This window comes from Neobacillus drentensis, assembly GCF_036965645.1.
Lineage (GTDB): Bacteria > Bacillota > Bacilli > Bacillales > Cytobacillaceae > Neobacillus > Neobacillus drentensis_D.
In genome coordinates this window covers 15,690-28,607 of the sequence record NZ_JBALPZ010000059.1, presented here as the reverse complement: position 1 = coordinate 28,607, position 12,918 = coordinate 15,690, and the positions used below count along the sequence as shown (strand labels likewise).

The window sequence follows — 12,918 nt, the reverse complement described above, 5'->3', positions numbered from 1 at the left end:
AAGCAGGAGAACCGTCCCCGTGATTTTTATTCTACGATCTATAGCCAAAGCTCTCAGATATCTGACGGCTAATCTCCAAAATAAACTCGCTGTGAGTATCACTTTCGTTTTTCGGTATTTGATCGGAAAAGCCTACAATGGCCACCGCACCTAATAGATCCTTTTTGTAATTTAGAACTGGAAAAGAAACTGAGGAGACGGAAGGTACAAGCGGCTCTCTTGCAAATGCAATTTCTTTTTCCTTAATGGTCAAAATCTCTTTTTCCAGTTGTTGAAGTTGTTTTTGGGGGATCCTTTGGCTTTCACTTTCTTTCCAGCTCTGAATAATATCCTGATTCGAAAAAGCCATAAAAATTTTACCAGCAGCAGAAAACAGCGGCAGCAGCGTTCCAATGGTTGCTCCAATATTAAATCCTTGGCTTACATTAAACATCTTAATAACCATTGGTCCATTATTGGTCCAAATAGAAAACAACACCGTACTGGAAGTTTTGCTATTAAGCAGTTCTAAGTTAGGCGTAATCCGATCCAGGACATTTTCCTGGTCGACCGCCGCCATGCCGTATTCCACTAATTTGCTCCCAAGTAAGTAGGCACCAGACCCCTTATCACGATACAGGATTCCCAATTGAGTAAAGGTGTTCAAATATTTATAAAGGTTACTCTTTGTTGTCTGTGAAAGCTCTTGAATTTCAGAAAATTTAATTGGCCTTCCGTGTTTAGCAATTAAATCAATAATCCCCATACCAATTTCTAAGGATTGAATGGTAGCCCCTTTTTTAACATTTTCCATATTGCCCTCCAATACATCTACCGATAGTTTATATGTTTTTAAAATAACAAACTCTATCTTACTTTTAAAGAGACAGACATAAGATTAACTCCAAAATTTATTTTTTATAATGTTAATATTGACAATTGTCAGAATACTGATTTATCATAATAGTGACCATTGTATCTTATTAGTGGATACGATGAATATCAAATTACTTAGCAATGAAAGAACAGGAAATGACACATAAAAACCAAAAGGGGAGAATGGACAAATGAAATTGATAACGTTTTCAAGAGAAGGGGTTTCTCGTGTAGGAGCAGTGGAAGGCAGCAATGTAATTGATTTGAATTTGGCTTACCAATCATTGCAAGAATCAGAGGGGCAGGTTCGCTACCGCCAAATTGCTGAAGCATATGTTCCTGCAGACATAAATGGTCTTCTACAAGGGGGCAAGGAAAGTTTAGCGAAAGCTGAGGAAGCAATTGAATATGCCCTAAAAACGAAAGAAGACAAAGGCCGCAAACTTGTCTTGTCCTTAGATGAGGTAAAAGTAGAAGCGCCTGTTCCAAATCCAGGGAAAATGATCTGTGTTGGTCATAATTATCGGGAACATATTTTGGAAATGAAACGTGAAATTCCACAGCATCCGGTTGTATTTGCAAAGTTTGCTAATACTGTTATTGGTCCGCAAGACGATATTCCGTTCTTCCCAATTTCAGAGCAGCTTGATTATGAAGCGGAATTTGCTTTTGTTATTGGAAAGAGAGCAAGGAATGTATCACAAGAAGATGCGTTAGACTATGTGGCCGGTTACACGATTGTAAATGATGTTACTTACCGTGACATTCAGCGCCGTACCATTCAATGGTTACAAGGAAAAACAGTTGAGGGAAGCGCCCCAATGGGTCCATGGCTTATCACAACCGATGAACTAGAAAACCCATCTGGTTTAGAGGTCGTATTAACAGTGAACGGTGAAGAAAGACAGCATACGAATACTGCTAATCTTGTATTCTCTGTTCAATACTTAGTTGAATTTTTATCTAACTTGATGACACTTGAACCAGGAGATGTCATTTTAACAGGTACTCCAGGCGGAGTAGGATTTGCAATGAACCCGCAGACCTTCCTTAAAGATGGAGATGTCGTCAAAATCGAAATTGATGAAATTGGGTCACTAGAAAACACGGTCAAAAAAGTGGCTGTTGAGGTGAAATTATAATGACAATGACCACGATTCAGCCAGCTATAGAATCGGTTCAACAATCGTTAGAACAAATGATTAAAACAACCAACGCACTTTCTGAGGAAACCATTCGCTGGAGACCAAGCGAGGAAGAATGGTCCATCATGGAAATCTTATGTCATGTCTTAGAAGCTATTCCCTATTGGATCGGTGAAATCAATGAATTAAAAGCGAATCCTGGAACTGAATGGGGAAGGAATCACCTTCAGCAGGCCCGCCTTGATGCAGTTGAAGCTGCGGATCAGCGAAGTGTAGAGGAAATTGTTAATGAACTTACTAGATTAAAAGATCAAGTGGAAGAAGAACTCGGCAGCTTAGACAGCGATACTCTAGCAGCGGAAGCACCGAGTCGTAATCCTAACTTTGGAACAAAACCAATCTCGTTTATAGTGAATCATTTAATTGTGGAGCATGCGAGTAAGCATTTAGGACAAATTCAACGAAATCTATCGAAACTAGGTTAATAAGGAGGAGGGTTTTTAATGGCTGAGAAAACAGAATTTATGAGTAGTAAGTTGGTATTGGACTTTAATAAAGATCTTGAACAATATAATCTCGGACCGCTTTGGGAGGCAATCCCGGCATTAATGCATAAACAGCCAGAACCTCAGGCGAAGGCCTATTTGTGGAAGGGCGAAGTGATTTATAAAAAATTAATGGAGGCTTCAACTATCTTTACTCCTGATCGCGGCGGAGAAAGAAGAGCGATTTATTTCCAAAACCCAGGCTTAACGTATCGGCAGCCGTGGGGCTGGGCTTCGACGACTCAAACTCTTTATGCGGCTGCACAATTGATCTTACCAGGCGAGAAAGCTCCATCACATCGTCATTCACAAGCCGCACTGCGTTTTATTACACACGGTGAAGGTGCGTATACGATTGTCCAAGGTGAGCGGATCTTTATGGAAGAAGGAGATTTCCTAATTACACCAAAGAATCTTTGGCATGGTCATGGTCATATTGGTGATAAGCCAATGATTTGGATGGATGTGCTGGATATTCCAGTGGTTTATTCCATGGGTGGTACCTTCTTTGAGCCTTATCCAGAGAAACTTGAAGAACCGAAAGTACCAGATAACTTCTCTTCTCACCGTTATGAGGGAGGAATGGTTCGGCCAATCGCAGACCGCTATCCAAAGTCTGCTCCACTTGGTGCATATAAATGGAACAAAACGGAGGATGCCATTAGAGGTTTAGGCAGATATGAGCCTGACCAATATGATGGTTATGCTGTAGAGTACATCAACCCATCAACAGGTGAAACGGCTAATAAAAATATTGCATCATGGATGCAGAAGCTTCCCAAAGGATATCATTCCAAAGCACATCGCCACACCCATGCGACAATTTATAATGTTTATAAAGGGTCAGGATACAGTGTCATCAATGGTGTCCGTTTTGACTGGTCAGCAGGAGACTATTTTGTCGTTCCAAACTGGGCATGGCATGAGCATGTAGCCGATGAAGATTCATATCTGTTCTCAGTCAGTGACCTGCCAATTATGGAACAATTTGACCTTGAGCAGTCACAACCATACGAACAAAATAAAGGCCATCAAACCATCATAGGTGAATTCAAACCAAAATTGGCCTAACTTGAAAAGCCGTACCTTCCATTATATCGAAGGACGGCTTTTCTTCTGGGAAGAGGAGGTGGGAGCACGGGGACGGTTCTCATGCTCCAGAAGCATGAGAACCGTCCCCGTGCTTCCCTTAACCCCCTGAATTAGTTAAAATATAAGGAAATGCAGATGATTCGTTTGCGATTTAATTAAAATAGCGGGGGAGAGCATTAAAATGAATAGAGTTGTGATTACAGGTATTGGAGCCGTTACTCCTGTAGGGAATGATGCTCTTACAACATGGGATAACATTAAAAAAGGGGTTTCAGGTATTGGTCCAGCGACTATATTTGATGTAGAAAAAGTAGATGTCAAAATTGCTGCTGAAGTGAAAGACTTTAAACCAGAAGCATTTATAGATAAAAAAGAAGCAAGAAGAATGGGACGTTATAGTCAGTTCGCTGTTGCTGCTAGTAAAATGGCTGTCCAGGACGCAGGCATTGAAATCGGTGTGGACATTCAGCCTGAACGCATCGGTGTTTGGATAGGGTCTGGAATTGGCGGCTTAGGTGAATTTGAGGAACAGCATCGGAAATTTATTGAAAAAGGCCAAAGAAGGGTAAATCCGTTTACCATTCCCATGTTTATTCCGGACATGGCGGCAGGGCAGGTTTCCATCGAACTCGGAGCAAAAGGAATGAACAATTGTTCGGTCACCGCATGTGCGTCTGGGGCCAATTCCATCGGTGATGCATTCCGTGTGATTCAAAAGGGTGATGTGGATATGATGGTAGCCGGCGGTACAGAAGCAACCATTACAGAGATGACTGTTGCTGGTTTCTCGAATATGACCGCTCTTTCAAAAAATCCAGATCCCAACACAGCAAGCAGGCCCTTTGATAAGAACCGGGATGGATTTGTGATTGGCGAGGGTGCTGGAATTGTCGTATTAGAAGAATTAGAGCATGCTTTGGCCCGTGGTGCCCGCATATATGGAGAACTGATTGGCTATGGGGCTACAGGTGATGCCCATCATATTACAACTCCTGCGCCAAATGGAGAAGGCGCCCAGCGTGCAATGAAATTAGCATTACAGGATGCGGAAATCTCACCAGAACAAGTAGATTATATCAATGCACATGGAACATCTACTTATTATAATGATTTGTTCGAAACGTTAGCAATTAAAGAAGTGTTTAAAGAGCATGCATATAATTTATCGGTAAGCTCAACCAAATCAATGACAGGACATCTATTGGGGGCAACGGGAGCGATTGAGGCTATTATCTCGCTCTTAGCCATCAAGGAAGGCATCATTCCCCCAACCATTAATTATGAAACACCAGATGAGGGACTTGACTTAGATTATGTCCCAAATACGGCGAAGAAGAAGGATGTACAAGTGGTCCTATCAAATTCATTAGGTTTTGGCGGTCATAATGCCACATTGATTTTTAAAAAATTTACTGAATAACAATAGATGAGTCCTCTGAAGGAAGGTAAATAAAAAGAAGGTATCTAAAAATCTTTTAGATACCTTTTTTAAGATGATTGAGCTTATACTTTTCTAATTTGTTTGCTTCTTAACTGTCCGCACGCGGCATCAATGTCTGTTCCATGTTCTTGGCGGATTTTGCAATTGATCCCGCCTTTTTTCAACGTATCATAAAACGAGAGAACCGACTCCTGTTCACTTCTTTGGTATTGACTATGTTCATCCACTGGATTATAGGGTATTAAGTTCACATAGACCTGTTGTCCTAGAGGACGAAGAAGTGAGGCAAGCTGCTCGGCTTCTTGCTTATGATCATTTACATCCCTCAACAGAATATATTCAATCGTAATCCGACGATTTGTTTTTTCTATATAATACTCCATCGCCTTCATAAGTTTTTCAATTGGAATGGCTCGGTTTATTTTCATAATACGAGTGCGCAGCTCATTATTTGGCGCATGTAAGGAGACGGCCAAGTTTACCTGCAATTGTTTGTCCGCAAATTCAACAATCTTGTCTGCAAGACCGCTGGTTGATACGGTGATACGTCTAGCAGCAATGGCAAGCCCTTTATCATCCTTGATCACCTTGATAAAGTCTAATAGATTTTCAAAATTATCAAATGGTTCACCGATTCCCATCACGACCACATGACTTACCTTTTCTCCTTGGCCTTTTTTGTCCAGATGCAATTGAACGTTCATAATCTGCTCGACAATTTCTCCGCTGGATAAATCCCGGCTTTTTGCTAATAAACCGCTCGCGCAAAAACTGCATCCTATATTACATCCTACTTGCGTGGTTACACAAACCGAAAGGCCATATTTTTGTCGCATTAAAACCGTTTCAATTAAGTTGCCGTCCTGCAATTTGAACAAGAACTTAATCGTTCCATCGGCTGATTCTTGCTTAATATGCTCCTGTAAGGTTTGGATCGCGAAGTTGTCTGACAGGAGTTGAACACACGCCTGATTAACATCCGTCATATCAGAGAAAGATGTAACACGCCTTTGATAAAGATATTCCCAAATTTGTTGTGCCCTCGACTTTTTATGACCGTTCTCAAGCAGCCATGCTGCCAATTTATCTATAGTTAATCCATATATGGATTCTTTAATCATTACGTTCCCTCTTTTCATTAAACATCCCTTTTTAACATTTAAATTGCTTTATTATGTAATTGAATAAGGCTTTAAATTGAGATTAATCAATTACATATAACCACTTCTCGAATAAATAACCCTTTTTTAGCAACAGCTCGATCCATAATCGAAAAACCTGCTTTAATTAGGATTTCATCTACGGGTTCAACGGTGACCACGACTACTTTATTTGCAAACCTTCGTGCACTCTGAAGCATTTCCAGTTGCTCTTCAGGAGTTATTACCGAACACAAATTATAAGGCAAATCAATTATGGCTACATCATAATGATTGGTGATATCACGCATATCTGCTAAGTTTATTTCTCCATTAAGACCAAAGTACATCATGTTTTCTCGTGCTCCTGGGATAATCAGCTGATTTCGGTCGCTTCCGACCATATCAATTCCCATTGATCGGGCTTCGACTAGGACGGTGCCAATTCCACAGCATGGATCGATTGCCTTAATTCCGTTTGGATTTGGGATGGCGATATTGACTACAGCTCTAGCAACGCGTGTGTTGAGTGCGGTGGAATAACCATTTGGCTTCTGTTGGTGTCTAAACCAAACCGACTCACTTTTTACATACTCACCGAATACCCATTTTTCGTTTACATGCATGACGCCAAACAATCGATCTGGATGACGAAGATCTGCTTTACCCTTAATGTGTAACCCAATCTTTCGTTCAATTTCACGCCGTTTCTCGAATCCATCTTGTTTATTTTTTGGAAGATCCCTATTTTTTACATATATAACTTTAAAAGTTACCCCGTTCATTTGTAAAGTTTCTACCTGCTTGTACAGATCCTCAAGGCTATGCGCTTCATATATCACACTAATTCGTTCTTTCATAAACGGACTTCGCGACGGATCAATTTTTACGAAGGTTTCCAAAACGTTAGATTGAGATACATCACCGAAAAAAGATCGCATTTCCAAAGCACACAATGAGCGCTCATCATCAGAAAAGGCGTACGTGTATATATAGGTGGTTAATCCTTGGTTAACATCCAATTTTTGTTTATTTAGTAATATATCTATTTCAACTTCACCTCAAGAGTTATCTGAAAAACAGTAATAATAATCATCAAAATTATTAACTGATTTATTATACCAAGAAACGACGCATAATTAAAAATAACTATTAAGTAAAAGATATCCACTTTATGGGAGTAGAACCAGCGGAAACTCCAACAGCAGATGATGTGCTGATTGTGAATTTATCAGGACGTTGAAATAAAGATGCGAGCAGTTTTTTGATATGATAAAAAATAAATAGAATAACTGCAGCCTAATATATTAGATTGTGCAAATTGGTAACAAAATTGCATTATTTTTCAATTGAAAAGTATTAGAATATTTGTTAAAATACAAATAAATTTAAAAGGCTATGTGTAACTGGCGAAACGCGGATAACCGTGAGGGAGCACATAGTATCGAAGCCGTTCGCCTGGGCAGAGGTAAGGGAAGAAGAAGGATCCCTTACCTCTTTCTGTATATTAGGAGGCGATCTTCCATAATTTTGTAGAAAGAAACTTTAGTAGTTTTGCATGGTGTAAGGATAAATGAGGAAATTAAAAAACTATCATATCTAAAGTGAGGTATACAGGATGAGCACACTAGTTTTAGACAACGTGAAAACAATTAAAACATTAAATAATATCGCAGAGAGCGGGTTAAAGGTATTCAATAAGGGGAATTTTTCAATTGATAATGACAGTGAAAATCCTGATGCGATTGTTGTTCGCAGTTTTAATATGCACTCACTTGAATTTGGCGATAACTTAAAAGCAATTGCACGTGCTGGAGCTGGTGTAAATAATATTCCCGTCGACAAATGCACGGATCAAGGAATTGTGGTATTTAATACACCTGGTGCTAATGCGAATGCGGTAAAAGAGATGGTACTAACTTCATTGATTTCTTCCTCTCGTAACCTTTTTGCTGGTGTAGCTTGGACAAAGACATTAGAAGGCGAAGGAGACCAGGTGCCTAAGCTTGTCGAAGCAGGGAAAAAGCAATTCGTAGGGAAAGAAATTAAAGGAAAGACGCTCGGGATTATCGGTTTAGGTGCAATCGGTGCGCTTGTAGCGAATGATGCCCTTGATTTAGATATGGATGTAATCGGGTTTGACCCGTTCATTTCTGTTGATACAGCATGGAACTTGTCTCGTAATGTACAGCGGGCTATGACAATTGAACAGTTGTTCGCTGAGTCAGATTATATTACTGTTCACGTGCCTTTAACCAATGATACAAAAGGGATGTTTAATCAAAATACATTTAGCATTATGAAGCCTGGTGTTCATATTTTGAACTTCTCCCGTGGTGAGTTAGTAAATGAAGTGGATATGGCGGTAGCACTTGAAGAAGGAACCGTTGGCAGGTATATTACAGACTTCCCGAATGAAACGGTATTAAAAATGAAAAATACGATTTCCATTCCTCATCTTGGCGCTTCAACGGCGGAATCAGAGGAAAACTGTGCCATTATGGCAGCTCGTCAGGTGAAGGAATTTTTGGAAACAGGAAACATTAAAAACTCAGTCAATTTTCCAAACGCTGAGCTTCCTTACACAGGAAAACGTCGTGTCGCAGCTTTCCACAAAAACATTCCAAATATGGTTGGGCAGATCACATCAGCCCTTTCTAGCTATAATTTGAACATCGCAGACATGGTGAACAGAAGCCGCAACGGATTTGCCTATACGATGATTGACATTGAAGATGAAGTAAACGGCGATATCATTCCTGGATTGGTAGAGAAAATCAACCAAATCGAAGGAATCGTAACAGCTCGTATTATCTAATCAATTAAAATAAAAGAAGCACAGGGACGGTTCTCCTGCTCAGGTGGAGCATTAGAACCGTCCCTGTGCTTTATTCATTATAGATTGGTGACTTTCATAATAGACTCTGAGTTGGTATCGCTTTCATGGTTGTGGGCATTCTTCGCTGGTACTAATGCAAGGGCCAATGCCGCTATTAAGCCTGGAATGGCAAATGCAATGAAATTCATGTGTATGGGTAAAGAAATCGATAAGAGGAATCCCCCTAATAGTGGTCCAAGCATACCGCCAATTCTACCTATACCAGATGCCATCCCTAAGGCAGTGGATCTGACGTATGGAGGATAGTATTGGGATACATAGGCCTGTACAATATTTTGTGCACCAATTGTCGCAGCACCTGCAATCGCTACTAAGAGGTAAATCAAAAAGGAATTTCCTCCAAATCCCAGGATGGTCAATGCAATTGCACCTGAGGCATACATTGGAACAAGCATCTTTTTGGCACCGTATTTATCACAAAGTCGTCCGATTATCAGCGTTCCAATAATGGCTCCGCCTTGAAGAGCAATTAAGAAAGCTAAACTTGAATTTAGTCCATATCCTGCTTCAATCATTAACTTTGGAAGCCAAGTATTTAAACCGTAAACCATCAATAAGCAGCTGAAAAAGGCAGCCCAAAACATAAGAGTACTTAATCCCCTCTTATTTTTAAATAGATCAATAACTGGAAGGCTAGACTCTTTTGATTTTATTTCTACAAATTCATCATTCTGATTAAATTTCAATTCTGGATTTAGCCTTGCAAGAGTGGAAAATAATTTTTCTTTTTTACCTTTTCGAATCAAGTAACTAGCCGTTTCCGGTAATTGCTTATGAATAAACGGCAATAGTAATAGAGGCAGACCTGCAAACCAAAAGATAGATTGCCAGCCGAAATTAGGCATTAAAAGAATTCCTAATAAAGGAGCGAGGATTCCTCCGACCGAATAGCCGCACAGCACAATGGAAACGACCATACTTCTCATTGTTTTTGGGGCATAATCTGTCAACAAGGCGATGACATTCGGCATGATTCCTCCTAGTCCTAATCCTGCAAAGAAGCGTAAGGTTGAGAAAACAGTAGGTGAATTGGCAAAGCCGCATAAGAATGTAAATAAACTAAACAAAATTAACGTAATACTAATAACACTTTTTCTTCCAATTCGATCTGCTAGTGTTCCGAAGATTATGGCACCGAACATCATCCCAAATAATCCGTACGTTCCGATAGCACCTGCTTCGACAGGAGTAAGGTGCCATTTTTCAATTAGGGTTGGTACTACGGTTCCGTATACTACCAAATCATATCCATCAAATGAAATAATAAAGAAACTCCATAGAAGTAAGCCTAGATGAAAACGGCTAAATTTACTTTTAGCAATAATCTCTGCGGTATTAATAGCTGCCAAGTGATCTCCCCCTTATTTTACCTTTAAAAGTAATGATAACGCTTACTAAAATGCATTTAGATTGGTCATTTCACTTACTAAACACCACTCCTACTATAAAAATAGTGAATATTGTTATCTATTTAGAGATTATAAACAGAGAATCATAAAATTTCAATATAAAAAATTAAATATTAATATTTTTCTGTAAACTAATACAGGCAGAGTGGAGTTTTGATTCTATTAATTTAAGATAATTAAAAAAAGCGAGGATTTCCCCCGCTTTTTTGTTTACCTTCTATTCATTATCATTCACATCTGCAGCTGCTCGATATCCAAACCCTATAGATAATTCTTTGCTTATTTGGATCAAATATTGACTTAGCTCATTTTCTTCGTCTTGAGGTATTAACTCGGAAAAGCCTACAATCGTTACTGCTCCTAGGAGTTTCTCTTTGAAGTTAAATACAGGGAAAGAAACAGAGGATACAGATGAAACTAGGGGTTCCCTTGCAAAGGCAATTTTCCTCTCCTGAATGAATCTGCGTTCTTCCTCAAGTTTACTAACCCGTTCTGATGGGAGCTGCATGAATTCTTTCTCCTTCCATTCACGAATCAAATGCTCATCCATGAAGGCCATAAACAATTTTCCTGTTGAAGAATGGATGGGAAGAAGGGTTCCTTTCTGAGCTCCAATATTAAACCCTCGGTTTGTGTTAATCTCTTTAACAACCATAGGACCATTATGAGTCCAGCTGGAAAAAAGTACGGTACTCGAACATTTCATGTTAATGTCTTGCAGATATGGTGTGATTCGGTCAATAACATTTTCTTGGTCTACTGCAGACATCCCGTATTCAATTAACCTGCTTCCCAGAACATATTCACCTGAATCTTTGTAACGATAAAGGATTCCTAATTGAGTAAAAGTATTTAAGTATTTATACAAATTACTTTTGGTTACCTTTGTTAAATCGTGAATATCTGTAAATTTTAACGGCATTCCTTGTTTGGCAATTAAATCTACAATCCCCATTCCTACCTGCAATGATTGAATGGTTGTTCCTTTTTTTAAGCCTTCCATTCTAATCCTCCTATTGAACCCTATCTTATTCATATCTTAGCATAGCAGTTTACCCATATCCTACTATAAAAATTAAGGATTAAGATTCTGAATACATTTTTTATTGATAATATTGACAACATTATAAATTTCATTCTATTATATAAATAGAGAAAAGAGTTATCTATTTCGATAATGCTTATCTGAGGTGATGAAAAAGAAGAGATATTTGTTATTGATTGAAAGAAAACCTTCCTTTACAAGGTACTTCATTCAAGGTCATTGGGAATTTTTACAGAATTTGTGGGAAGCCGAAATATTTATTTCTTAGGAGAATTCGAAGACCAAACCGAAGGTGCTTACTTTTGCAAGCGTATTCTTTAGAGGAGCAGGAATGGTTGAAAAAAGACTCAATGACCTAATAAATGAATCCGTTTACAAGGGGAAGGAATGAAAGGCGTTTTGATTAAAAGGGGATTTAAATTAAAAATGGGGGATGAAATAATGACTAAGTTAGAAAAAGCAGTACTTGTGATTGGCGGCGGAATTGGTGGATTAGGGGCTGCACTTGCAGCAGCAGAAGCAGGTCAGAAAACGGTGGTATTCGAACAAGCACCTCAGTTTGGAGAGATTGGGGCAGGGATTCAGATGGGACCTAATGCAATGGCAGTCCTAGACCGGTTTGGGCTTGCGGATGAAATTGCAAAGTATGCAGTTTTTCCACAACGGCTTGTATTAAAAGATGTTTATACAGGAAGGGAATTATCGTCCCTAGATTTAGGGGAAGATTTTAAGGCGAAATACGGTTTTCCTTACATTGTATTGCATCGTTCAGATTTACACCGAGTATTATTCGAAGCATGTGAAAAGAATCCACTTATCAGCCTTATTAACGACCAGGTTATTGAACAAGTTGAAGAAACTGCAGCAGGTGTAACAGTTACAAATCAAAGGGGAGAACAATTTACAGGAATAGCGGTTATTGGAGCGGATGGTCTCTGGTCAAAAACCCGTAAGTATTTTTCCGATGATCAGCCAATTTGTTCCCATTATGTGGCATATCGGGGCACGATTCCTATTACTGAAATTAGTTCTGATGCCAATATGGATGATGTCATTATGTGGATCGGTCCGAACCTTCATGTCGTTCAGTATCCTGTACGCAGAGGAGAATTATATAACCAAGTTGTTGTCTTTAAAAGCTCTAACTATAAGGTAGGTTCTGATGACTGGGGAACTCCTGAAGAAATGGACCGAGTATTTGAAGGCTGTCACCCTCTTGTTGAAACTGCTTTATCATTCATACAACGTCAAATCCGCTGGCCAATGTATGACCGTGAGCCAATTGAGAATTGGACGAAAGGGAAATTCACTCTCCTAGGTGATGCTGCACATCCAATGCTTCAATACT

Annotated in this window: 11 protein-coding genes and 1 riboswitch; of the genes, 6 read left to right on the top strand and 5 right to left on the bottom strand. The window is 39.3% G+C overall.

Features of this window, described 5'->3' with window-relative positions; all coding sequences use genetic code 11:
- Positions 1 to 31: 31 nt before the first annotated feature.
- Positions 32 to 793, bottom strand: a complete 762-nt coding sequence (locus V7266_RS12540) for an IclR family transcriptional regulator (RefSeq protein ID WP_335468220.1) — start codon at positions 791 to 793, stop codon at positions 32 to 34.
- Between the two features lie 253 nt (positions 794 to 1,046).
- Here V7266_RS12540 and V7266_RS12535 point away from each other — a divergent pair, with 253 nt between their 5' ends.
- The 4 genes from V7266_RS12535 (at position 1,047) to fabF (ending at position 5,057) form a co-directional block, all read left to right on the top strand.
- The gene (locus tag V7266_RS12535) at positions 1,047 to 1,997 is read left to right on the top strand and encodes a fumarylacetoacetate hydrolase family protein (RefSeq protein ID WP_335468219.1); all 951 of its coding nucleotides are present in this window, start codon (positions 1,047 to 1,049) and stop codon (positions 1,995 to 1,997) included.
- Complete coding sequence (locus tag V7266_RS12530) at positions 1,997 to 2,485, top strand: DinB family protein (protein ID WP_335468218.1); 489 nt, start codon at positions 1,997 to 1,999, stop codon at positions 2,483 to 2,485. Before V7266_RS12535 ends, V7266_RS12530 begins: the two co-directional genes overlap by 1 nt.
- Positions 2,486 to 2,503: 18 nt before the next feature.
- Positions 2,504 to 3,616 (top strand): cupin domain-containing protein, encoded by a 1,113-nt coding sequence (locus V7266_RS12525; RefSeq protein WP_335468217.1) that lies wholly within the window; start codon positions 2,504 to 2,506, stop codon positions 3,614 to 3,616.
- 196 nt (positions 3,617 to 3,812) lie between these two features.
- Entirely contained in the window at positions 3,813 to 5,057 is a 1,245-nt protein-coding gene (gene fabF / locus V7266_RS12520) for a beta-ketoacyl-ACP synthase II (RefSeq protein WP_335468222.1), read from the top strand.
- An 83-nt stretch (positions 5,058 to 5,140) separates the two neighbouring features.
- Here the strand turns inward: fabF and rlmN are convergent, their stop codons facing one another.
- Both rlmN and V7266_RS12510 read right to left on the bottom strand, forming a co-directional pair.
- Positions 5,141 to 6,199 carry a 23S rRNA (adenine(2503)-C(2))-methyltransferase RlmN gene (gene rlmN, locus V7266_RS12515; RefSeq protein WP_335468216.1) on the bottom strand — a complete coding sequence of 353 codons (1,059 nt, stop codon included), beginning with the start codon at positions 6,197 to 6,199 and terminating at the stop codon, positions 5,141 to 5,143.
- Between the two features lie 86 nt (positions 6,200 to 6,285).
- Positions 6,286 to 7,077 (bottom strand): TRM11 family SAM-dependent methyltransferase, encoded by a 792-nt coding sequence (locus V7266_RS12510; RefSeq protein ID WP_335468215.1) that lies wholly within the window; start codon positions 7,075 to 7,077, stop codon positions 6,286 to 6,288.
- A 532-nt stretch (positions 7,078 to 7,609) separates the two neighbouring features.
- A riboswitch (ZMP/ZTP riboswitch) is annotated at positions 7,610 to 7,688 on the top strand.
- 147 nt (positions 7,689 to 7,835) lie between these two features.
- Between V7266_RS12510 and V7266_RS12505 the strand changes: the two genes are divergently transcribed.
- Positions 7,836 to 9,035 carry a phosphoglycerate dehydrogenase gene (locus V7266_RS12505; RefSeq protein WP_335468214.1) on the top strand — a complete coding sequence of 400 codons (1,200 nt, stop codon included), beginning with the start codon at positions 7,836 to 7,838 and terminating at the stop codon, positions 9,033 to 9,035.
- 77 nt (positions 9,036 to 9,112) lie between these two features.
- On the opposite strand, the gene V7266_RS12500 is transcribed toward V7266_RS12505, so the two are convergent.
- On the bottom strand, positions 9,113 to 10,465 hold the full coding sequence (locus V7266_RS12500; RefSeq protein WP_335468213.1) for an MFS transporter: 1,353 nt from the start codon (positions 10,463 to 10,465) through the stop codon (positions 9,113 to 9,115).
- A 277-nt stretch (positions 10,466 to 10,742) separates the two neighbouring features.
- Entirely contained in the window at positions 10,743 to 11,528 is a 786-nt protein-coding gene (locus V7266_RS12495; RefSeq protein WP_335468212.1) for an IclR family transcriptional regulator, read from the bottom strand.
- A 483-nt stretch (positions 11,529 to 12,011) separates the two neighbouring features.
- Here V7266_RS12495 and V7266_RS12490 point away from each other — a divergent pair.
- Positions 12,012 to 12,918: FAD-dependent monooxygenase (locus V7266_RS12490; protein ID WP_335468211.1), on the top strand; the 907-nt coding region annotated here is incomplete at its 3' end.

What these genes read in the sequence shown, in the direction of transcription:
- V7266_RS12540 (WP_335468220.1), bottom strand. Translation starts at nt 793, where the DNA reads ATGGAAAATGTTAAAAAAGGGGCTACCATTCAATCCTTAGAAATTGGT.
- V7266_RS12535 (WP_335468219.1), top strand. Translation starts at nt 1,047, where the DNA reads ATGAAATTGATAACGTTTTCAAGAGAAGGGGTTTCTCGTGTAGGAGCA.
- V7266_RS12530 (WP_335468218.1), top strand. Translation starts at nt 1,997, where the DNA reads ATGACAATGACCACGATTCAGCCAGCTATAGAATCGGTTCAACAATCG.
- V7266_RS12525 (WP_335468217.1), top strand. Translation starts at nt 2,504, where the DNA reads ATGGCTGAGAAAACAGAATTTATGAGTAGTAAGTTGGTATTGGACTTT.
- rlmN (WP_335468216.1), bottom strand. Translation starts at nt 6,199, where the DNA reads ATGATTAAAGAATCCATATATGGATTAACTATAGATAAATTGGCAGCA.
- V7266_RS12510 (WP_335468215.1), bottom strand. Translation starts at nt 7,077, where the DNA reads ATGAAAGAACGAATTAGTGTGATATATGAAGCGCATAGCCTTGAGGAT.
- V7266_RS12505 (WP_335468214.1), top strand. Translation starts at nt 7,836, where the DNA reads ATGAGCACACTAGTTTTAGACAACGTGAAAACAATTAAAACATTAAAT.
- V7266_RS12495 (WP_335468212.1), bottom strand. Translation starts at nt 11,528, where the DNA reads ATGGAAGGCTTAAAAAAAGGAACAACCATTCAATCATTGCAGGTAGGA.